This window comes from Thermus islandicus DSM 21543 (assembly GCF_000421625.1).
Lineage (GTDB): Bacteria > Deinococcota > Deinococci > Deinococcales > Thermaceae > Thermus > Thermus islandicus.
On sequence record NZ_ATXJ01000004.1, the window covers coordinates 131,479 to 152,135 of the forward strand.

A 20,657-nucleotide genomic window follows, 5' to 3' on the forward strand; every position below is an offset into this window, starting at 1 on the left:
ACTCGGGGCATGCTCAAGCCCGAGCTGGTGGAGGCGGTCCTGGCCCGCGCCCTCAAGGGCGGGGCGGACTTCGCCGAGGTCTACGCCGAGCGCTCCAAGAGGCGCAGGATGAAGGTGCGCTCCGGGGCCTTAGAGGAAGCCCTCTCCGGCCTAGACTTCGGAGCAGGGATACGGCTCTTTTTCGGCACCGAGGTGGTCTACGCCTACACCAACGACCTCACCCAGGAAGGCCTCCTGGAGGCCCTGGACACCCTCCTTTCCGCCCGGGGGAGCCTGGGGCTAGTGGATGAGCGGGGAAGGGGAGGCCTGGACTTCCGCAAGGCCCTCCCTCAGGGCCTCCACGCTCCCAAGGTGGGCTACGGGGAAAAGGACAGGCGCTACCGGCTGGAGAGGCTCCTCGAGGCCGAGGCCGGGGCCCGGATCGCCCCCGAGATCAAGGAGGTGGAGGCAAGCCTCCTGGAGTGGGAAGAGGAGGTCCTCATCGCCAACACCGAGGGGGTCTGGGCGGAGGAAAGGCGGGTGCGCACGCGGCTCTTCGTCCTGGCGGTGGCCCAGGAGGGGGCCGAGGTGCAGACCGGCTACGCCGGGCCTGGGAAGAGCATGGGGCTGGAGCTCTTTGACCTCTACCCGCCCAAGGCGGTGGGGGAGAAGGCCGCCCGCCAGGCCCTGACCAACCTCAAGGCCAGGCCCGCCCCCGCGGGCACCTTCCCCGTGGTGGTGGGGCCGGGCTTCGGCGGGGTCCTGTTCCACGAGGCCGTGGGCCACCTCCTGGAGACCACGAGCGTGGCCAAGAAGGCGAGCGTCCTGGCGGACAAGCTGGGGGAGGTGGTGGCGAGCCCCGCCGTGACCTACATTGACGACGGCACCCTGCCCCAGGCCTGGGGCTCCACCGAGGTGGACGACGAGGGCCGCCCCACGGAGCGCACGGTGCTCATAGAGGAGGGGGTCCTCAAGAGCTACATGGTGGACCGGCTGGGCCACCTCCTCACCGGCTACCCCATGACGGGCTCAGGCCGCCGCCAGGACTACACCTTCGCCCCCACCTCCCGCATGCGCAACACCTTCCTCGCCCCCGGAAAGGCCCAGGTGGAGGACCTCTTCGCCGGGATAGACTTCGGCCTCTACGCCAAGGAGATGGGGGGCGGGCAGGTGAAGCCGGGAAGCGGGGAGTACAACTTCGCCGTGCAGGAGGGGTACATCATCCGCAAAGGCCGCATAGAGGAGCCCGTGCGGGGGGCGATGCTGGTGGGGAAGGGCCCCGAGACCCTCATGCGGGTGGTGGCCGCGGCCCAGGACCTGGAGAACGCCCCCGGCATGTGTGGGAGCCTCTCGGGGGCCGTCCCCGTGGAGGTGGGCCAACCCCACGTGCTGGTCTCGGAGATCGTGGTGGGAGGTCGGGCATGACCCTGGAGGAGGCCAAGCGCTACGTGCTCAGGCGGGCCCAGGAGCTGGGCCTGAAGGCAGAGCTCCTCTTTCAGGAGGAGCGGGAGCTCTCCTTGAGGGCCAGGGAGGGAAGGCTCGAGGAGATCAAGGAGGCGAGGCAGCGGGGCCTGGGCCTCCGGGTGGAGGCGGAGGGAAAGGTGGGGTACGCCTACACCGAGGAGCTCTCCCAGGAGGCCCTGGACTGGGCCCTCGAGGAGGCCCGGGAAAACGCCCTCCTCTCCGGCAAGGCAGGGGCCCTGCCCCAAGGGAAGCCCCTGGGAAGCCACGACCTCCTGGGGGAGGGCCTCTCTGCCCCTCTGGAGCGGAAGAAGGCGGCGGCCCTTGCCCTGGAGCGGGCGGTCCGCGAGGACCCCCGGGTGAAGAGCGTCCTCATGGGCGGCTACCTGGAGCGGGAGATGCGGGTGGGCCTGGAAAGCACCCAAGGGGCGAGCGGAAGCTTCCGTACGGGCCTGGCTGCCTTGATGGGAAGCTTCGTCATGGCCGAAGGGCAAAGCGTCAAGCAGGGGTGGGACTTTAGGGCGGGGAAGGAGTTCCACGCCCTGGAGCCTGGCCGCACCGCCCTGGAGTTCCGGGAGAAGACCGCAAGGCTCCTCAATGCCAAGCCCCTAAAGACCGGACGCTACCGAGCCTACCTGGAGCCCAGGACCATGGCCATGCTCCTCTCCGTCCTCGCCCAGGCCCTCTCCGGCAAGAACGCCCTGGAGGGGAAAAGCCGCCTCCTGGGGAGGCTTGGGGAAAAGGTGGCGAGCGAGCTCGTGACCCTCATAGACGACCCCACCCTGGAAAGGGGCCTCCTCTCCCGCCCCTTTGACGCCGAGGGCACCCCTACCGCCCGCACCGTGGTGGTGGAGAAGGGGGTCTTCCACACCTTCCTCCACAACTCGGAGACCGCAAGGGCCCTCGGACACAAAAATACGGGCCACGCCGTCCGCTCCTACCGAGGGGTCTTGGGAACGGGGCCCACCAACCTCTACCTGGAGCCCGTGGGGAACCTCCGCCTCACGGAAGGGGTGGTGGTCACCGAGCTCATGGGCCTCCATGCCGGGGCAAACCCCGTGAGCCTGGACTTCTCCGTCCAGGCCCTGGGGCTTTGGGTAGAGGAGGGAGAGGTGCGGCACGCCGTGGAGAACTTCGCGGTGAGCGGAAACCTCCTGGAACTCCTCCAGGCGGTGGAGGCGGTGGGGGACGACCTGGACTGGTTCCTCTTAGACGCCGCCTACGGGAGCCCCACGGTGGCGGTGGCGGAGCTCTCCTTCGCCGGGGCATGACCCCACCCCAGGCTGGCCCAAGCCAGCGTGGGGACCGAGGTAAAAAAGCATGAGGGTCTTCGTCACCCGCTCCCTCCCGGGGGAGGCCCTAAACAGGCTAAAGGAGCGAGGCCTCGAGGTGGAGGTCCACCCGGGCCCCCTCCTTCCCCGGGAGGAGCTCCTAAGGAAGGTGGAGGGGGTAGTGGGCCTCATCCCCACGGTGGAGGACCGCATAGACGCCCCGGTGATGGACCGGGCCAAGGACCTCAAGGTCATCGCCTGCTACAGCGTGGGGGTGGACCACGTGGACCTCGAGGCGGCCAAGGCCAGGGGCATCCGGGTCACCCACACCCCGGGTGTCCTCACCGAGGCCACGGCCGACTTTACCCTGGCCCTTCTCCTCGCCGTGGCCAGGCGGGTGGTGGAGGGCGTGGACTACGCCAAGGCGGGCCTCTGGAAGGCCTGGCACCCCGAGCTCCTCCTGGGGCTGGACCTCGAGGGCCTAACCCTCGGCCTCATCGGCATGGGGCGGATCGGCCAGGCCGTGGCCCAAAGGGCCCTGGCCTTCGGGATGCGGGTGGTCTACCACGCCCGCACCCCCAAACCCCTCCCCTACCCCTTCCTCCCCCTGGAGGACCTCCTCCAAGAGGCCGACATCGTCTCCCTCCACACCCCCCTCACCCCGGAAACCCATAGGCTCCTGAACCGGAAAAGGCTTTTCGCCATGAAACGGGGGGCGATCCTCCTCAACACCGCCCGGGGCCCCCTGGTGGACACCGAGGCCCTGGTGGAGGCCCTAAAGGGCCACCTCTTCGGGGCGGGCCTGGACGTGACCGACCCCGAGCCCTTGCCCCCAGGCCACCCCCTTTACGCCCTTCCCAACGCCGTCATCACGCCCCACCTGGGCTCGGCGGGGCGGAGGACCCGGGAGCGCATGGCCGAGGTGGCGGTGGAAAACCTCCTCGCCGTCCTGGAGGGCAGGGAACCAAAAAACCCGGTAGTATGAGCCCCATGAGCCTCCTCATCGGCTTTCTCGGCGGGCTCTTTGGGGGCCTCGTGGGCCTGGGGGGCGGGGTGGTGATGATCCCCCTCATGGTGGGGGTGCTCAAGCTCTCCCAGCACCGGGCCCACGGCACCAGCCTGGTGGCCGTCTTCTTCACCGGGCTCGTGGGGGCGCTGACCTACGGCCTCCGGGGCTCCTTGGAACCGAAGGCAGCCCTTTTCCTGGCCGTGAGCGCCATCCTTACCGCACGCCTAGGGGCTCAGTACGCCCATGGCCTTCCCGAAAGGGAGCTCAAGCGCGCCTTCGGGGGGTTTCTCCTCCTGGTCTCCTTCCTCCTCCTCCTAAAGCCCTACCTCGCCCCCATGGGCCTCCTTTCCGGCGAGGCCCTACAGGACCTGGCCCTCCTCCTGGCCGGAACCCTCACCGGGTTCCTTTCGGGGATGATGGGGATCGGGGGGGGAACCATCATGGTTCCGGCCATGGTGCTCCTCCTGGGGATACCCCAGCACACCGCCCAGGGCACCAGCCTTCTCGCCATGGCCCCGGCCAGCCTCGTGGGGGCCTACACCCACCACCGCCTGGGCAACGTGGCCGCGCCCGTGGCCTTGGGCCTCGTGCCCGGGGTCTTCCTGGGCACCTTCGCCGGGGGGGAGCTCGCCCACTTCCTGCCGGAATCCGCCCTCCGGACGGCCTTCGCCCTCCTCCTCGCCTGGACGGCCCAGCGGTACCTCCGCTCCCCCAGCCGGAGAAAGTAAGTAATCTCACTATTTTTTGGACTCAAGCAGGTTTAAGCTCCGGTTGGAAGGAGGTGAGGGTGTATGCGGCGTTGGCAGGACTGGGCCAACCTTGTCCTGGGCCTTTGGCTCATCCTCTCTCCGTGGCTTCTCGGCTTCAGCGGCACCCCTGTGGCCACCTGGAACGCGGTGGTCATCGGGGTGGCGGTAGGGCTCATGTCCCTCTTGCACCTCCGGAACGGCCCCATGTGGGAGGAGTGGGTCAACGTGGTCCTGGGCGTCTGGCTCATCCTCTCTCCCTGGATCCTCGGGTTTAGCGGGATGGCCAACGCCCTGTGGAACGCGGTGATCGTGGGCGTGCTGGTAGGGGCTCTGGCCTTGAGCGTCACCCGGGAAACGCCCAAGGCGGCGTAAGCCTCGGCCGCCTGGCCCCCGCCCGGGGGTTCCCCTTGCCCGGGCGGGGCAGGGGGTGTAAGGTAGGGGTGGCCTTTAAACCGGTCCCGCGAGGCCGGAAAGGGGGGAAGATGCGAGAAACCGGGGAACAAACCGAGGTTGGGCGGACGGGCGGAGGCTTCGGCCTCCGCCCTTTTTGGGGGGTGGGGCGTGCGTTTTAAGGCAGAGCTCATGAACGCCGAGGAGATGCGGCGGGCCCTCTACCGCATCGCCCACGAGGTGGTAGAGGCCAACAAGGGAACGGAGGGCCTGGCCCTGGTGGGCATCCACACCCGGGGCATCCCCCTCGCAGCGCGCATCGCCCGCTTCATCGGGGAGTTTGAGGGGAAGGAGGTGCCCGTGGGGGTGTTAGACATCACCCTCTACCGGGACGACCTCACGGAGATCGGCTATAGGCCAGAGGTGCGGGAGACCCGGATCCCCTTTGACCTCACGGGGAAGGCCCTCGTCCTGGTGGACGACGTCCTCTACACGGGCCGCACCGCCCGGGCAGCGTTGGACGCCCTCATGGACCTGGGAAGGCCAAGGCGCATTTACCTCGCGGTCCTCGTGGACCGGGGGCATAGGGAGCTTCCCATCCGGGCGGACTTCGTGGGGAAGAACGTCCCCACCTCGAGGACCGAGGTGGTAAAGGTGAAGGTGGAGGAGGTGGACGGGGAGGACCGGGTGGAGCTCTGGGAAAAGGAGGGGGCATGAGGCACCTCCTGGACTTCGGGGGCTGGACCAGGGCCCAGGTGGAAGCCCTCCTGGACACGGCCCGGGTAATGCGGGAGGTCCTGGAGCGCCCCATAAAGAAGGTTCCCGCCCTGCAGGGCTTCACCGTGGCCACGGTCTTCTTTGAGCCCTCCACAAGGACCCGCATCTCCTTTGAGCTCGCCGCCAGGCGCATGTCGGCGGACGTGGTCTCCTTCGCCGCCCAGACCAGTAGCCTGCAAAAGGGGGAGAGCTACAAGGACACCCTCCTCACCCTCGAGGCCATGGGGGTGGACGCCTACGTGATCCGGGCCGACAGCGCCGGCGTGCCCCACCAGGCCACCCGCTTTGTCAAGGGGGCGGTGATCAACGGCGGGGACGGCCGCCGCGCCCACCCCACCCAGGCCCTCCTGGACGCCTACACCCTCCTGGAGGCCCTGGGGACCCTCGAGGGGAAAAAGATCGCCATCGTGGGGGATATCCTCCACTCCCGGGTGGCCCGCTCCAATGCCGAGCTCCTTCCCCTCCTCGGGGCCCGGGTCTTCCTAGCCGGCCCCCCAAGCCTCCTTCCTCAAAGCCTCCCCGGGGTCCACCTTACCCCCCGTTTGGAGGAAGCCCTGGAGGAGGCGGACGCCGTCATGGTGCTCAGGCTCCAAAGGGAAAGGATGGAAGCGGGGCTCGTGAACCTGGAGGACTACCTCGCCCGCTACCAGGTGACCGAAAGGAGGCTCGCCCTGGCCAAGCCCCAAGCCCCCCTTCTCCACCCCGGCCCCATGAACCGGGACGTGGAGCTGGAAGGCTCCCTGGCGGACTCGGCAAGGAGCCTGGTGACCCGCCAGGTGCAAAACGGGGTGGCGGTGCGCATGGCGGTGCTCTACCACCTTTTGGTGGGAAAAGGGAGGTGACGTGGGGTACCCTGAGGCCATGGCGAAGGCCGAGGAAGCCCTGGCGGAGCTTCTCCACCGGGTGCGGGTGCGCCCCCCGCAAAAGGCCCGCAGGAAGCGTCCCAAGCCGGTGCTCCTGAAGGGAGAAACGCCCCCTCTCCATGAACTCCTCACCCAGGAACGGCGCTAAGGTCTTCTTCGCCGACACCAGCGCTCTCCTCTACCTCGAGGAGGCCCCCCTGGCGGCGGCCATGGCCCTTTTTCGCCAGGTTTCGGGGGTGTTCTTGACCCTGGACCGCAGGCAATACCGGGTGGCCCGGGCCCTGGTGCCCACCTAGCCGGTGCCCGAACTGGAGGAAGCATGATCCTGATCCGAAACGTACGGCTCGTGGACGCTATGGGGGAACGCGGCCCCCTGGACGTCCTCATCGGCGAAGGGAGGATCCTCTCCCTGGAAGGCGGCGAGGCCCAACGGGTGGTGGACGGCACAGGGTGCTTCCTTGCCCCGGGGTTTCTGGACCTTCACGCCCACCTGCGGGAGCCCGGGGAGGAGGTGAAGGAGGACCTGGCCTCGGGGCTTCTCGCGGCGGTGCGGGGCGGGTATACGGACGTGGTTTCCATGCCCAACACCAAGCCCGCCGTGGACGCGCCGGAGGTGGTGCGGGCCCTCAAGAGGAAGGCGGAAGGCCTCCGCCTGGCCAGGCTCCACCCCGCCGCCGCCCTCACCCTGGGCCAGGAGGGGAAGGAGCTCACGGAGGTGGGCCCCCTTAAGGAGGCGGGGGCCGTCCTCCTCACCGACGACGGGCGGACCAACGAGGACGCGGGGGTCTTGGCGGCAGGGCTTCTCATGGCCTCGCCCCTGGGCCTCCCCGTGGCGGTCCACGCCGAGGACCCAAGCCTAAGGCGCCACGGGGTGATGAACGACGGGGCCCTGGCCGATCTCCTGGGCCTTCCCGGGAACCCCCCGGAGGCCGAGGCCGCGCGGATCGCCCGGGACCTCGAGGTCCTCCGCTACGCCCGAAGGCGGAGCCAGGCCACGCCCAGGCTCCACGTCCAGCACCTCTCCACCCGGCGGGGCCTGGAGCTTGTACGGGAGGCCAAGCGGGCGGGCCTTCCCGTGACCGCCGAGGCCACCCCTCACCACCTCAGCCTCACCGAGGAGGCCCTAAAGGGCTTTGACCCCCTCTTCAAGGTGGCCCCGCCCCTCCGCACGGAAGAGGACCGGGAGGCCCTCCTAGAAGGGCTCTTGGACGGCACCCTGGACGCCATCGCCACCGACCACGCCCCCCACACCCTGGCGGAGAAGGAGGGGGACCTCCTAAGGGCCCCCTTTGGCATCCCCAGCCTCGAGGTGGCCTTCCCCCTGCTCTACACCGAACTTCACCTCAAGCGGGGCTTCCCGCTTCCGAGGCTCGTAGCCCTCTTCACCGACGGCCCGAGGCGGGTCCTGGGCCTTCCCCCCCTTCACCTGGAGGAGGGCGCCGAGGCGAGCCTCGTCCTCCTCTGTCCCAAAGAGCGCCCCGTGGACCCCACCGCCTTCGCCTCCAAGGCCAAGTACTCCCCCTGGGCGGGATGGGTCCTTGGGGGCTGGCCCGTCCTCACCCTGGTGGAGGGCCGGATTGTCCACGAAGCGCTAGAATAGGGGCGTGCTGAAGAAGCTCTTGGAGGCGGATGCCATCGGCCTCAGGCTGGGGGGGGGGGGTGGGCTTCCCCTCTGGGAAGCCCACCCCACCTACCGGCACCGGAAGGCGGTGGACCGGATCCGGCAAAGCCTCCGGCCTAAGGAGGGCGCCTCCTGCGCTTGCGTCTACGTGCGCTTTCCCGATGGCTCCTACAAAAGGCCCGACATCGCCCTCTTCTGCCGGGAACCCGAGGAGCTGGACGAGGCCATCACCCTTCTCCCCGAGGCGGTGGTGGAGGTGGTGAGCCGGGGCTACGAGGCCAAGGATTTGGAGATCGCTCCCCGCTTCTACCTCTCCCAGGGGGTGAAGGACGTGGTGGTCTTTGACCCCTACACCCTTCTCGTCCTCCACCTACGCCGGGACGGAGCCTCGCGCTACGTTTCCCCGGTGGAACTGGAGCTCGAGGCGGGCTGTCTCCTCACCGTCTGAGGCCCCGGCAAAGTCCTGGCGAGGTTTTTGGAGCTTAGATCCACGGGGGCCCGGGTGAAGACCCTTTGCCTGGACTCAGGAGGGGCGAAGCTCCCTCAAGGAGGAAACCCCCTCCGCCTCCATGAGGCGGAGAAGCCCCTGAAGAAGCCGCCTGGGGAAAAGGGGCCCTCCGTAGACGAAGCCGGTGTAGACCTGGAGGAGGCTCGCCCCCGCCTTGAGCCTCTCCCAGGCCTCCTCAGGGGTCTCTATCCCCCCCACGCTCACCAGGGCGAGGCCTCGAGCGCCCTCTGCCAGGTGGCGGAGGACCTCCAGGGCCCTTCCCCTCAAGGGCCTCCCGGAAAGCCCCCCGGCCTCCCGGGCGAGGGGGCTTTTTAGGCCTTCCCGGGCCAGGGTGGTGTTCACCGCCACCAGGCCCTCGAGGCGGTGCTTCCGCGCCAGGCCCACCACCTGGTCCAAGGCGGGCCAGGAGAGGTCCGGGGCCACCTTGAGGAGGAGGGGCTTAGGGGTGGCCGGGCGCAGGCGGGCGAGAAGCTCGTCCAGAAAAGGCCCCTCCTGGAGCGCGCGAAGCCCCGGGGTGTTGGGGGAACTCACGTTGAGGACGAAGTAGTCCCCGAAGGGCTCCAGGATGCGGAGGGCCTCCAGGTAGTCCTCCGCCGCCCTTTCCAAAGGGGTGTCCCGGTTCTTCCCCAGGTTGACCCCCAAAGGGAAGGAAAGCCCCCTTTGGCGGAAGCGCCTCAGCCGCTCCGCCGCCTCCAAGGCCCCCCGGTTGTTGAAGCCCATGCGGTTGATAAGGGCGCGGTCCTCCAGCAGGCGGAAGAGCCTGGGCTTTGGGTTTCCCTCCTGGGGCCTGGGGGTGAGGGTGCCCACCTCGGCGAAGCCAAAGCCCAGGGCCCACCAGGCGCCGAGGGCCCTGGCGTCCTTGTCCATCCCCGCCGCCAGGCCCAAGGGGTTGGGGAAGCGCTGGCCCAGGGCCTCCACCTGAAGCCTCGGGTCCTCCACCCGGAGAAGCCTCCCAGGAACCTCCAGAAGGGGGCCCCTTTCCGACCAGAGGGCAAGGAGCCTCAGGGCAAGCCCGTGGGCCTCCTCGGGGTCCAGAAGGAAGAGGGCGCGGTGCATCCTTCCCTATGGTAAAGTCCTCCCGTGAGACGCGCCGCTTGGCTCCTCGGATTGCTCCTCGCCGCCTGCTCGGCCACCCTCACCGTGCCCCTCCCCGACCAGGTCCTGGACCTCCCCGGCCTCACGGACACCGCCGGGCAGGTGGCCTACCCCAAGGAACCCCTCTCCTTTAACCCTCCTCCCGTGAACGTGATCCGCGGGATACGGGTGGAAGGAACCCTCGAGGCCTCCCTTCCCCTGAACGCCACCTTGGAGTTCTACGCCCGCACCCAGGACCCGAAAGACGACCCCTCGTGCCAGGCCTTTGCCTCCTTTTACCTCTGCCCCGTGGGCCCCGGGGACGAAAAGGCGGGCGAAGCGGCGTTTCAGGGGAGCACCCAGGCCGCCTTCACCCTCCAGGGGAATAAGCTCCTAGAGGGGCTACGCGCGGGCCGCTTCTTTCTGGGCCTGAAGGCCAGCGGGCTCCCCGCAGGGCCGCTGAGGCTCACCTTTAAGAACATGAAGGCCTACCTCACCGTGGGGCTTTAGCGCCCTTGGTGCCCTGGGCCCCTTTGGGTCCCCTGGGGGCCCGCTATCATGGAGCTAGATGAGAGACGCCTTGCGCCTAGAACTTCCCGTTTTGCCCCTTAGGAACACCGTCATCCTCCCCCATACCACCACGGGGGTGGACGTGGGCCGCATGAAGAGCAAGCGGGCGGTGGAGGAGGCCCTCTCCGCCGACCGGATGCTCTTCCTGGTGGCCCAGAAGGACGCCGAGGTGGACGACCCCGCCCCGGAAGACCTCTACGCCGTGGGCACCCTGGCCGTGGTGAAGCAGGCCATGCGCCTCCCCGACGGCACCCTCCAGGTGATGGTGGAGGCGAGGAACCGGGCGAAGCTTCTCCAGTACGTGGCCGCCCCCTACCTCCGGGCCGTGGGGGAGATCCTCCCGGAGCCCCCTCTGCAGGACGCGGGCCTCGCCCGGGTTCTGGTGAACGAGGTGCAGGAGGCCTTTGAGCGTTACCTGCAGGCCCACAAGACCCTGCGCCTGGACCGCTACCAGCAGGAGGCCGTGCGGAGCACCCTGGACCCCGCGGTCCTGGCCGACCTCGTGGCCCACCACGCCACCTGGTCCCTCGAGGAGAAGCAGGACCTCCTGGAGACCGCGGAGGTGGAGGAGCGGCTAAAGAAGGTGCTCTCCCTCCTTCTGCGCGACCTGGAGCGCTTTGAGCTGGACAAGAAGATCGCCGCCCGGGTCAAGGAGCAGATGGACCAGAACCAGCGGGAGTACTACCTCCGGGAGCAGATGAAGGCCATCCAGCGGGAGCTCGGGGGCGGGGAGGACCTCCTCTCGGAGATAGAGGAGCTCAGGGAGCGCATAGAGAAGAAGGGGATGCCTGAGGCGGTAAAGGACAAGGCCCTGAAGGAGCTCAGGCGCCTGGAGCGCATGCAGCCCGGCTCCCCCGAGGCCACGGTGAGCCGTACCTACCTGGACTGGCTTCTGGAGGTCCCCTGGACCGAGGCCGACCCCGAGGTCCTGGACATCGCCGTCACCCGGCGCGTCCTGGACGAGGACCACTACGGCCTTCGGGACGTGAAGGAGAGGATCCTGGAGTACCTGGCGGTGCGCCAGCTCACCAAGGAAAAGGAGGTGAGGGGACACGCCCCCATCCTCTGCTTCGTGGGGCCTCCGGGGGTGGGCAAAACCTCCCTGGGCAAGAGCATCGCCCGCAGCATGAACCGCAAGTTCCACCGCATCTCCTTGGGCGGCGTGCGGGACGAGGCGGAGATCCGGGGCCACCGCCGCACCTACATCGGGGCCCTGCCCGGCAAGATCATCCAGGGGATGAAGCAGGTGGGGGTGGTGAACCCGGTCTTCCTCCTGGACGAGATAGACAAGCTCTCCTCCGACTGGCGGGGGGACCCCGCTTCGGCCCTTCTGGAGGTCCTGGACCCGGAGCAGAACCACACCTTCACCGACCACTACCTGGACGTGCCCTACGACCTCTCCAAGGTCTTCTTCATCACCACGGCCAACACCCTGGCCACCATCCCCAGGCCCCTTTTGGACCGGATGGAGGTCATTGAGATCCCCGGCTACACCCTCCCCGAGAAGCGCGCCATAGCCCGCCACTTCCGCTGGCCCTTCCAGGTGAAGGAGGCGGGGCTTGAGGGCAGGCTGGAGATCACCGACCGGGCCATAGAGCGCATCGTCCAGGAGTACACCCGGGAGGCCGGGGTGCGGAACCTGGACCGCGAGCTCTCCAAGGTGGCCCGCAAGGCGGCCAGGGAGTTCCTGGAAAAGCCCTGGGAGGGGGTGCGGGTGGTGGACGCGGAGGACCTCGAGGCCTACCTAGGCGTGCCCAAGTACCGCCCCGACCGGGCAGAGAAGGCCCCCCAGGTGGGGGCGGCCCAGGGCCTGGCCTGGACCCCTTACGGGGGGACCCTCCTCACCATAGAGGCCGTGGCCGTCCCCGGGACGGGCAAGGTGAACCTCACCGGGAACCTGGGGGAGGTGATGAAGGAGTCGGCCCACGCCGCCCTCACCTACCTCAGGGCCCATCGGGAGGAGTGGGGGCTCCCCGAGGGCTTCCACAAGGACTTTGACCTTCACATCCACGTACCCGAAGGGGCCACCCCCAAAGACGGCCCCTCGGCGGGGATCACCATGGCCACCGCCCTGGCGAGCGCCCTCACGGGCCGCCCGGTGCGCATGGACGTGGCCATGACGGGGGAGATCACCCTGAGGGGCAAGGTCCTCCCCATCGGCGGGGTGAAGGAGAAGCTCCTCGCCGCCCACCAGGCGGGGATCTACCGGGTGATCCTCCCCAAGGAGAACGCCCCCGAGCTCAAGGAGGTGCCGGAGGAGATCCTCAAGGACCTGGAGATCCTCTTCGTGGAGGAGGTGGGCGAGGTCTTAAGGCTCCTCCTCCTGCCTCCCCCGCCGCCGCCCCTCCCCGCCGATAGGCCCCAGCCCGGGGCGGGAGCCTAGGAGAGCACGGGGACGCCGAGGGGGGCCAAGGCCTCGGCCGAGCCTTCCTCGGGAGCGTAGGCCTCCAGGCGGAAGGAGGCGATGCCCGGCGTCCGGAGTTCCAGGAAGTAGAGCCCCTCGGGCAGGAGGAGGAGGTGGTCCATCCCCTCCTCCGGCAGGACCGTCCCCCAGAAGTAGTGGCCGGGGACCGCGCCGGGAAGAAAGCTCACCTCCCGCTCCGCGCCCCTGAGGCGAAGGGGGAAGGCCTCGAGGCTCGCCCCGAGGCCCAGGGGGAGTTCCTGGTGCACCTGCCCTCGCAGGCGGAGGAGGGTGGGCTCCGGGAGGCCAAGCTCCACCCCAACCCCCTCGCCCCCCAGGGAGACCAGGTGCACCTCCTCGAGGCCTTCCAGGATCCGGCGCCGCCCCAGGCCGACCCGCACCCGGGGCACGGAGGGAGGACGGGCCACAGCCCGGCGCCAACCCCTTAGCCGCGTCCCCAAAAGCCCCACGTCCACGGCCTCCCCCCCTTGGTGGCGGTGGTAGGCCTCGGCCACGGGGTCCCCGAGCCCGGCGAAAGCCTGGGCCAGCCTCCGGTGGAGGTGGGCCCGCTGCCCCGCCCCAAAGCCTGCGGCGAGGTAGGGGCGGAACTGGGGCTCGGTCAGGCGGTAGCGCCCGCCCTGAAAGGCGAGCCACCCCCGGTGTTCCAGCTCGTTCACCTCCTCCTGCAAGCCCAGGGCTTCCGCGAGCTCCGCCGGCCAAGGCCCGGGGTGCAGGCTCAGGACCTCCAGGGCCAGCCGTACCGCCAAGGGGAGGTAGCGGGCCTCGAGGGCCACTGCGGCCCGCACCCGCTGGGGCAGGGCCTCGGGACTTCCCATACTGAGGAGCTCCCGTAGCACCTCCACCCGTCCCCCGCTCCGCAAAAAGAAGCGGGCGGCCTCGAGGAAAGGCCGGTGGCGCAGAGGGCCGTCCCTCGCCTCCGGCCAGGAGAGGCGGGGCACCTCCTCCACGAAGGTGATCTCGGCGGGAAAGCGGGCCCTCAGGGCAAGGAGGAAGGCCGGGTCCTCCCCAAAGCGGCTCCGGGCCACCACCAGCACCTGTTCCGGGGCGGGGTGCAGCGCGAAGGCCAGCTCCTTCCCGGGCAGGGGCTCGCCGAAGTAGTACACCCCCGGGCCCTGGGGCCTCCCCTGGCGGAAGGGGAGGGAAAGCCGCTCCGAAAGCGCCCTGGCCACCTCCTCCCGCCCCGAGCCCGGAGGGCCGATGAGCACCACCAAGGCCGGAGGTCTGACCCCTTTCAGGCGCTCAGGGAAAGGAAGGGTTTCCTCCGCCTTTCCCCACCGGGCCCGCCACATCTGCACCCAGTCGGCAAAGGAGGGGGAAAGGTCCTCGAGGCCCTCCAAAGGGTCCCCGCCCGAGGCGGTACGGTCCAGCTCCACCCCGGGGGGCAGGGAGAGCACCGGCCCGCGCAGGGCCTCCTTCCCCAAGAAGGAGCGGAGGTGGGTGAGCTCGGCCCGCAGGTTCTGCAAGGCGGCCCCATGCCCCCAAAGGAGGTCCGCAAGCCTCTCCCTGCGCGTAGGGCCTTCCAGGGCGAGGTAGTAGAGGATCCCCAAGGCCTTCCGCCTCAGGGGCAGGGGCCCAAGAGGACCCGCTGCCTTGGCCGATCCGTAGAGGGGAAGCCGTACCCTGAACATGCCTTGCCACCGCTAAGCCAAACATAAAACGTCCCTGAAGCAGCCAAGCTCAACGTGCTTCCATCTTAGCGGATTCCGGTAAAGGACCTGTCAAAGGGCACATTCCACGCCGCACGCGTCCGGGCCTGGGGATCAAGTACCTCAAAGGGAAGGCCTGCAGAAGCCGGTGCTCCCTCCACACTGCCAAAGCCCAAGCCCTAGAGGCTTAAGGAAGCTCCCCCTTCCGATTGGCGTTCAGGAAGAGGTGCTCCCCGAAGCGGGCTAGTACCTCCTCCGCCGGAATATAGGTGGCCCCCGACACCTCCATCACCCGCCTCAGGAGGAAGTCCCCTTCCCGGATCTGCCTTTCCACCTGGGGCAGGCAGTCCTTGTGGTAGAGGGCCATGAGGGGCTCGGGGTGGCCCTCCGGGCCGTGGACCGCCACCACGGGATGGGGGGAGGCCAGGGCCTTCTCATAGAGGAAGTCCCAGTACTCCCGGGTGAGGAAGGGGAGGTCGGTGGCGGCCACCGCCACCCAGGGGAAGCGGGCGTGGTGGAGGGCCGAGTGGAGTCCCGAAAGGCTATCCGCCCCCGGAAGGAGGTCGGGGTAGACGGGGACGCCGAAGCCCTCGTAGGGGCGGTTGGCCACCAGGAAGCGCTCCGCCGCCCCCCTTAGGCTCTCCAGGACCCAGAGGAGGAGGGGCTTTCCCCGGTAGACGAAGAGGGCCTTGTCCTCCCCGAAGCGCCTCGAGGCTCCCCCCGCCAGCACCGCGCCCGAGTACACCCTCCAGTTTAAAGCCGGGAGGCGAGCCGCTCGGCGAGGAGGGGGGCGTGGAGGAAGCCCGTGGAGCCAAACCCCGTGAGGGCAAACCCACCCTCCACGGGGAAGAGGTGGGGCCCGGGAAGGCGGAACCTCGTCCCCCGCCAGCAGGAGACCACCCGGGGCCGGAACCCTACCAGGGCCTCGGCGCCCGCTAAAAGCCACTCCACCTCCCCTTCCGTGGGCGGGGGAAGGCGGTAGGCCTCCTCCCCGGGAAGGTAGCTCCCCCCGAGGGCGGACCCCGCCAGGTAGACCCGGTAGCTCACCGCCCGGGGAAAGCCTTCCCTAAGGGCGAGGACGAGGCCCGGGATGTGCCGCCCCTTTAGGCCTAGGAGGTGGGCCCCCCGGCCGCCCCCGGCATAGACCAGGACCTCCCCCCTGACCCTCACCCCTCCTTCCAGCTCCAGAAAAGGCGGAACCCACGCCCTCACGCGCCCCCTGAGGAGGGGAAGCCCCTGGGCGAGGCGGGCGAGGAGGGGTCTAGGCTCCAACCAAAAGGCCTCCTCCAGGACCACGCCCCCCGCCTCAAAGCGGTGCCTAAGGCCGGAAAGCCTTTCCGCCACCTTGGAGCGCTCGGCCTCAGGAACCGGGCGGAAGACCTCGAGGTGGAGCTCGGCGAAACGGGTGTAGAAGGCAAGGGCCCTCTCCAGAGCCTCCTCCCCCTCCTCCGCCAGGGTGAAGCGCTTGCCCCTCAGGGGGTTCACCAGGGCCACCGGGGTCCTGCTCGCCTCCCCCAGGTCCTCGGCCACCACCAGGACCCGCAGGCCTCGCTCCCAGAGGAGCCGGGCGAGGGCGAGCCCCGCCACCCCCGCCCCAAGGATCACCACCCCCGCTTCCCTCAGGGCCACGGCCGCCTTATACCTAGGCTCCAAAATCTCCCGGGGCCCGCATAGGGTCCCCCCCATGAAGCCGCCCGATGGACCGCACTTAGAACCGGAATCCCTCCCCCTCCCTCCGGCAGAGGCCCCGCTCCGAAAGCCCCTCCAAGAGGGCCCGGGCCTCGGCCTCGGGAAGGAAGGCCCGAAGGTCCTCGGGCCGCACCACCCCACCCCGCCGCCAGGCCTCCCTCATGGCGAGCCTTTCCAGGGCCTGCCGGGAAGGTCCCCGGGCGAGAAGCCCCCCTTGCCAGCGCCCAAGCCCCACATAGCCCAAGGCCCCGCCCAGGAGGGCCAGGAGGAAACCCACCCCCGTGAAGCGGGAGAGGGCGAAGAGGAGGAGGAAGAGGGCAGCCGCAGCGAAAAGGGGAAGGAGCCTGCCCATCCCGCCCCCTTAGGCCACGGGCAGGGGGATGGGGGCGGGTGCCCCGGCCCCCACCACCTCGCCAAAGAGCAGGTGGGGCGTGGCCTGCGTGATCTCCACCTGGTAGAGGCCGGGCGCGGGGGCCTGGGAGGCGGGAAGGAGCACGGGGTGGTTCCCCCGGTCGTGCCCCTGTACATACCCCTCCTCCTTGGCCTCGCCCCGCACCAGGACCTCCACCGTCTTCCCCACCCACCCCAGGTTCCGGCGGTAGCTCCACTCCTTTTGCTTCTCAATGAGGCGTTGCAGGCGCTCCACCTTCACCTCCCGGGGCAGGTCCTGGAAGTGCTTGTAGGCGGGGGTACCAGGACGGGGGGAGTAGATGAACATGTAGGCCTGGTCGTACCCCACCTCGTCGTAGAGGGAGAGGGTCTCCTGGAAGTCCTCCTCCGTCTCCCCCGGGAAGCCCACGATGATGTCGGTGGAGAGCACGGCATCGGGGAGCACCTCCCGGATCCTCCGGATCCGTTCCAGGTAGTGGGCCCGGCGGTACTCCCGGGCCATGCGGCGGAGCACCCGGTCCGAGCCGGACTGCACGGGCAGGTGGATGTAGCGGCAGATGGCGGGGGTCTCGGCGATGGCCTCGAGGATATCGTCGGTGAAGTTCACCGGGTGGCTGGTGAGAAAGCGCACCCGGGGGATGCCCATCCCGCCCACCATGCGGAGGAGCTCGGCGAAGGAGGGAAAGCCCGGCTGATCCTTGCCGTAGGAGTTCACGTTCTGGCCGAGGAGGGTGACCTCCACCACCCCCGCCTGCTTCAACCGCTCCACCTCCTTGAGGATGAGGTCGGGGTGGCGGGAGACCTCGGGGCCGCGGGTGGTGGGGACGATGCAGTAGGTGCAGTGGTGGTTGCACCCTCGGATGATGGTCACGTGGGCGGAAAGCGCCCCCTTGGGCGGCGGGGGGATGTAGTCCAGGAGGTCGTCGCGGAAGGTGAGGTCCCAGAACTTCTCGCTCGCCTTCAGGGCCTCAGGGAGGGAGGTGAGGGCCCCGGGGCCCAGAAGGACGTCCACCCCGAACTTCCGGGCCATCTGCTGGCCCTCGTCCAGCTGGGCCAGGCACCCCATCAGGCCGATGAGCAGGCCCCGCCTCTCCTTCTCCTTGCGGAGCTTGCCCAAAAGGGAGCGCACCTTCTCCACGGGCTTACCCCGCACGGCGCAGGTATTCACCAGGACAAAGTCCGCCTCCTCCACCGTGTCCACCAGCTCCCAGCCCAGGCTCACGAGCTCGCTGGCCACCAGGTGGGAGTCGTACTCGTTCATCTGGCATCCGTAGGTGATGATGTGGGCGCGCATCTTCCCTCCAGGGCGACCGGGGGGATCCCGGGCCCGTCCCTTCAGTGTAGCAAGAAAGGCCCCCACCTCGAGGGGCCCCCTGGTGGCGGCGGTGGGACTCGAACCCACGACACCACGATTATGAGTCGTGTGCTCTGACCACCTGAGCTACGCCGCCCGGCGCCAGGCAACCCCCATCATAGGGGAGAGCGGGTCTTCGGTCAACACGGCGTTTTTCCGGAGCCCGCATGGGGCGGCCTCACACAATGCCCCGCTCCCGCAGGGGCTTTCCTTCCCGAAAGCGGCTTAGGCGGAAGGGCCCGATGTCCAGGGTTTGAGCCTGGCCGTAGGCCACCTCCTCCGCCATGAGGCGGCCCACCATGGCCGCCTGCTGCACCCCGTGCCCGGAGAAGCCTGCCGCCACCAGAAGCCCCTCCTCCACGAAGCCCAAGATGGGGTTGTGGTCCGGGGTCACCTCGTAGTAACCCCACCAGCTTGCCCTTGGGTCCAGGGAAAGCCCCTCCAGGAAGGGGAAGCGGGCGAGGCCGGCCTCAAGGGTAGGCCCGAGCCAACTCCAGTCCATCCCCTCCCGGAAGCCCGGGGGTTCCTTGGGATTGGAGCGGCCGAAGAGGAGGCGGAGGCCTTCGGAGCGCAGGTAGAAGCCCGTGGCGAGGTCTATGGTGAGAGGGAAGGCGTGGGGAAAGGGCGCGGGGGCGGTGGCGAAGACCATGCGGCGCACCGGGTAGATGGGGATCTCCAGGCCCAAACGCCTTCCCACCTCCCCCGTCCAGGCCCCGGTGGCGAGGAGAAGGTAGGGGGCCTCGTACCGCCCCTTGGGCGTCTCCACCCGCCAAAGCCCCCCCTCCCGCCGGGCGGAGAGGAAGGCTTCCGAAAAGCGCACCTCCGCCCCCAGGCGCCTGGCCTCCCGCAGGTAGAAGGCCGTGGCCCCGTGGGGGTCTATGGTCCCGTCCATGGGGCCATAGGTGGCGAAGGCCAGCCCCTCCTCCCTAAAAGGCACCCGCTTCCTGGCCTCCTCCAGGGAGAGCCGCTCCACAGGCACCCCCAGGGCCTTCTGCGTCCGGAGGGCCTCCTCCTGGGCCTCCCTAAGGGCCTCGGGCACCAGGAAGAGGTAGCCCGTGGGGCGGTAGGCGGCCTCGGGGATCCTCTGGTACTCCAGGATGGAGTGGTAGGAGAGGAGGACGTTCAGGGGCTCGGAGAACTGCACCCGCACCCCCGCGGCGCTCCGGCCTGTGGAGCCTTGGGCGAAGGTGGCCTCCTTCTCCAGGAGGAGGACCTCGAGCCCCCTCTCCGCCAGGCGGTAGGCCGAGGCCGCCCCTACGATCCCCGCCCCCACCACCACTACCCGGGCCACACCCCGAGTCTACAGGGCCTTAGCCCCGTGGTGTAGTGTAAGAGGGGGCGCTTCCGCCCCCGGAGGTGAACCCATGCCCCTGATCACCACGGAAACCGGCAAGAAGATGCACGTCCTCGAGGACGGGCGCAAGCTCATCACCGTGATCCCCGGAGACGGCATCGGGCCCGAGTGCGTGGAGGCCACCCTAAAGGTCCTCGAGGCGGCCAAGGCCCCCTTGGCCTACGAGGTACGAGAGGCGGGGGCGAGCGTCTTCCGGCGGGGCATCGCCTCGGGCGTTCCCCAGGAGACCATTGAGTCCATCCGCAAGACCCGGGTGGCCCTGAAGGGTCCTTTGGAAACCCCGGTGGGCTACGGGGAGAAGAGCGCCAACGTCACCCTAAGGAAGCTCTTTGAGACCTACGCCAACGTCCGCCCCGTGCGGGAGTTCCCCAACGTCCCCACCCCCTATGCGGGCCGGGGCATAGACCTCGTGGTGGTGCGGGAGAACGTGGAGGACCTTTACGCCGGGATTGAGCACATGCAGACCCCGAGCGTGGCCCAGACCCTCAAGCTCATCTCCTGGAAGGGGTCGGAGAAAATCGCCCGCTTCGCCTTTGAGCTGGCCCGGGCCGAGGGGCGGAAGAAGGTCCACTGCGCCACCAAGTCCAACATCATGAAGCTCGCCGAGGGGACCCTGAAGCGGGCCTTTGAGAAGGTGGCCCAGGAGTACCCCGAGATAGAGGCGGCCCACATCATCGTGGACAACGCCGCCCACCAGCTGGTAAAAAGGCCCGAGCAGTTTGAGGTGATCGTCACCACCAACATGAACGGGGACATCCTCTCCGACCTCACCTCGGGGCTCATCGGGGGCCTGGGCTTCGCCCCCTCGGCCAACATCGGCAACGAGGTGGCCATCTTTGAGGCCGTCCACGGCTCCGCCCCCAAGTACGCTGGGAAGAACGTCATCAACCCCACCGCGGTCCTCCTCTCCGCGGTGATGATGCTCCGCTACCTCGAGGAGTTCGCCACGGCGGACCTTATAGAGAACGCCCTCCTCTACACCCTCGAGGAGGGCCGGGTCCTCACGGGGGACGTGGTGGGCTACGACCGGGGGGCCAAGACCACGGAGTACACCGAGGCCATCATCCAGAACCTGGGTAAGACCCCAAGGAAAACCCAGGTACGGGGCTACAAGCCCTTCCGCCTGCCCCAGGTGGACGGGGCCATCGCCCCTATCGTCCCCAGGAGCCGCCGGGTGGTGGGGGTGGACGTCTTCGTGGAAAGCGACCTCCTGCCCGAGGCCCTGGGGAAGGCCCTGGAGGACCTCGCCGCGGGCACCCCCTTCCGGCTCAAGATGATCTCCAACCGGGGCACCCAGGTCTACCCGCCCACCGGCGGGCTCACGGACCTGGTGGACCACTACCGCTGCCGCTTCCTCTACACGGGAGAGGGGGAGGCCAAGGATGCAGAGATTTTGGACCTTGTAAGCCGGGTAGCGAGCCGCTTCCGCTGGATGCACCTGGAAAAGCTCCAGGAATTTGACGGCGAGCCCGGCTTCACCAAGGCCCAAGGGGAAGACTAAGGCCAACCCATGCCGGCATGGGGCCCCCG

The 20,657-nt window shown here is 68.9% G+C and carries 21 protein-coding genes and 1 tRNA gene; 14 read left to right on the forward strand and 8 right to left on the reverse strand.

Going from position 1 to position 20,657, the window contains the following annotated elements:
* Positions 1-9 precede the first annotated feature (9 nt).
* The 11 genes from H531_RS0105890 (at position 10) to H531_RS0105940 (ending at position 8,568) form a co-directional block, all read left to right on the forward strand.
* Entirely contained in the window at positions 10-1,404 is a 1,395-nt protein-coding gene (locus H531_RS0105890; protein ID WP_022798436.1) for a TldD/PmbA family protein, read from the forward strand.
* Positions 1,401-2,711: a TldD/PmbA family protein gene (locus tag H531_RS0105895; protein ID WP_022798437.1), complete on the forward strand. Its 1,311-nt coding sequence runs from the start codon at positions 1,401-1,403 to the stop codon at positions 2,709-2,711. Before H531_RS0105890 ends, H531_RS0105895 begins: the two co-directional genes overlap by 4 nt.
* A 49-nt stretch (positions 2,712-2,760) precedes the next feature.
* Positions 2,761-3,696: a 2-hydroxyacid dehydrogenase gene (locus H531_RS0105900; protein ID WP_022798438.1), complete on the forward strand. Its 936-nt coding sequence runs from the start codon at positions 2,761-2,763 to the stop codon at positions 3,694-3,696.
* Between the two features lie 5 nt (positions 3,697-3,701).
* Entirely contained in the window at positions 3,702-4,448 is a 747-nt protein-coding gene (locus H531_RS0105905) for a sulfite exporter TauE/SafE family protein (RefSeq protein ID WP_022798439.1), read from the forward strand.
* A 63-nt stretch (positions 4,449-4,511) separates the two neighbouring features.
* Entirely contained in the window at positions 4,512-4,841 is a 330-nt protein-coding gene (locus H531_RS0105910; RefSeq protein WP_022798440.1) for an SPW repeat protein, read from the forward strand.
* A gap of 189 nt (positions 4,842-5,030) precedes the next feature.
* On the forward strand, positions 5,031-5,576 hold the full coding sequence (pyrR, locus tag H531_RS0105915) for a bifunctional pyr operon transcriptional regulator/uracil phosphoribosyltransferase PyrR (RefSeq protein ID WP_028490683.1): 546 nt from the start codon (positions 5,031-5,033) through the stop codon (positions 5,574-5,576).
* Complete coding sequence (locus tag H531_RS0105920) at positions 5,573-6,478, forward strand: aspartate carbamoyltransferase catalytic subunit (protein WP_022798442.1); 906 nt, start codon at positions 5,573-5,575, stop codon at positions 6,476-6,478. The genes pyrR and H531_RS0105920 overlap by 4 nt, the downstream gene beginning before the upstream one ends.
* Positions 6,479-6,497: 19 nt before the next feature.
* Positions 6,498-6,647 (forward strand): hypothetical protein, encoded by a 150-nt coding sequence (locus H531_RS14450; RefSeq protein ID WP_169562198.1) that lies wholly within the window; start codon positions 6,498-6,500, stop codon positions 6,645-6,647.
* The gene (locus H531_RS14455) at positions 6,619-6,795 is read left to right on the forward strand and encodes a hypothetical protein (RefSeq protein WP_022798444.1); all 177 of its coding nucleotides are present in this window, start codon (positions 6,619-6,621) and stop codon (positions 6,793-6,795) included. Before H531_RS14450 ends, H531_RS14455 begins: the two co-directional genes overlap by 29 nt.
* A gap of 23 nt (positions 6,796-6,818) precedes the next feature.
* A complete protein-coding gene (locus tag H531_RS0105935) occupies positions 6,819-8,099 on the forward strand; it encodes a dihydroorotase (RefSeq protein WP_022798445.1) in 1,281 nt (426 codons plus the stop codon).
* Positions 8,100-8,103: 4 nt separating this feature from the next.
* A complete protein-coding gene (locus H531_RS0105940; protein ID WP_022798446.1) occupies positions 8,104-8,568 on the forward strand; it encodes a Uma2 family endonuclease in 465 nt (154 codons plus the stop codon).
* Positions 8,569-8,643: 75 nt separating this feature from the next.
* Here the strand turns inward: H531_RS0105940 and H531_RS0105945 are convergent, their stop codons facing one another.
* Entirely contained in the window at positions 8,644-9,684 is a 1,041-nt protein-coding gene (locus H531_RS0105945) for a quinone-dependent dihydroorotate dehydrogenase (RefSeq protein ID WP_022798447.1), read from the reverse strand.
* A gap of 24 nt (positions 9,685-9,708) precedes the next feature.
* On the opposite strand from H531_RS0105945, the gene H531_RS0105950 reads away from it, so the two are divergent.
* Together H531_RS0105950 and lon are read left to right on the forward strand one after the other, a co-directional pair.
* Positions 9,709-10,212 (forward strand): hypothetical protein, encoded by a 504-nt coding sequence (locus H531_RS0105950; RefSeq protein ID WP_022798448.1) that lies wholly within the window; start codon positions 9,709-9,711, stop codon positions 10,210-10,212.
* Positions 10,213-10,270: 58 nt separating this feature from the next.
* Positions 10,271-12,655, forward strand: a complete 2,385-nt coding sequence (lon, locus tag H531_RS0105955; RefSeq protein WP_022798449.1) for an endopeptidase La — start codon at positions 10,271-10,273, stop codon at positions 12,653-12,655.
* Here lon and H531_RS0105960 read toward each other — a convergent pair.
* The 7 genes from H531_RS0105960 to H531_RS0105990 all read right to left on the reverse strand — a co-directional run bounded on the left by H531_RS0105960 (position 12,652) and on the right by H531_RS0105990 (position 19,064).
* Positions 12,652-14,322 carry a hypothetical protein gene (locus H531_RS0105960; protein WP_022798450.1) on the reverse strand — a complete coding sequence of 557 codons (1,671 nt, stop codon included), beginning with the start codon at positions 14,320-14,322 and terminating at the stop codon, positions 12,652-12,654. The genes lon and H531_RS0105960 overlap by 4 nt on opposite strands.
* Positions 14,323-14,527: 205 nt before the next feature.
* Positions 14,528-15,085 carry a molybdenum cofactor guanylyltransferase gene (locus tag H531_RS0105965; RefSeq protein WP_022798451.1) on the reverse strand — a complete coding sequence of 186 codons (558 nt, stop codon included), beginning with the start codon at positions 15,083-15,085 and terminating at the stop codon, positions 14,528-14,530.
* Between the two features lie 8 nt (positions 15,086-15,093).
* Positions 15,094-15,963, reverse strand: coding sequence for an NAD(P)/FAD-dependent oxidoreductase (locus tag H531_RS0105970; RefSeq protein WP_028490684.1), 870 nt, complete (start codon positions 15,961-15,963; stop codon positions 15,094-15,096).
* Between the two features lie 85 nt (positions 15,964-16,048).
* Complete coding sequence (locus tag H531_RS0105975) at positions 16,049-16,381, reverse strand: hypothetical protein (protein ID WP_022798453.1); 333 nt, start codon at positions 16,379-16,381, stop codon at positions 16,049-16,051.
* A gap of 9 nt (positions 16,382-16,390) precedes the next feature.
* Entirely contained in the window at positions 16,391-17,713 is a 1,323-nt protein-coding gene (miaB, locus tag H531_RS0105980; RefSeq protein ID WP_028490685.1) for a tRNA (N6-isopentenyl adenosine(37)-C2)-methylthiotransferase MiaB, read from the reverse strand.
* Between the two features lie 80 nt (positions 17,714-17,793).
* A tRNA-Met gene (locus H531_RS0105985) sits at positions 17,794-17,870 on the reverse strand.
* An 81-nt stretch (positions 17,871-17,951) separates the two neighbouring features.
* On the reverse strand, positions 17,952-19,064 hold the full coding sequence (locus tag H531_RS0105990; protein ID WP_022798454.1) for an NAD(P)/FAD-dependent oxidoreductase: 1,113 nt from the start codon (positions 19,062-19,064) through the stop codon (positions 17,952-17,954).
* A 73-nt stretch (positions 19,065-19,137) separates the two neighbouring features.
* On the opposite strand from H531_RS0105990, the gene H531_RS0105995 reads away from it, so the two are divergent.
* A complete protein-coding gene (locus H531_RS0105995) occupies positions 19,138-20,628 on the forward strand; it encodes an NADP-dependent isocitrate dehydrogenase (protein WP_022798455.1) in 1,491 nt (496 codons plus the stop codon).
* Positions 20,629-20,657 lie beyond the last annotated feature (29 nt).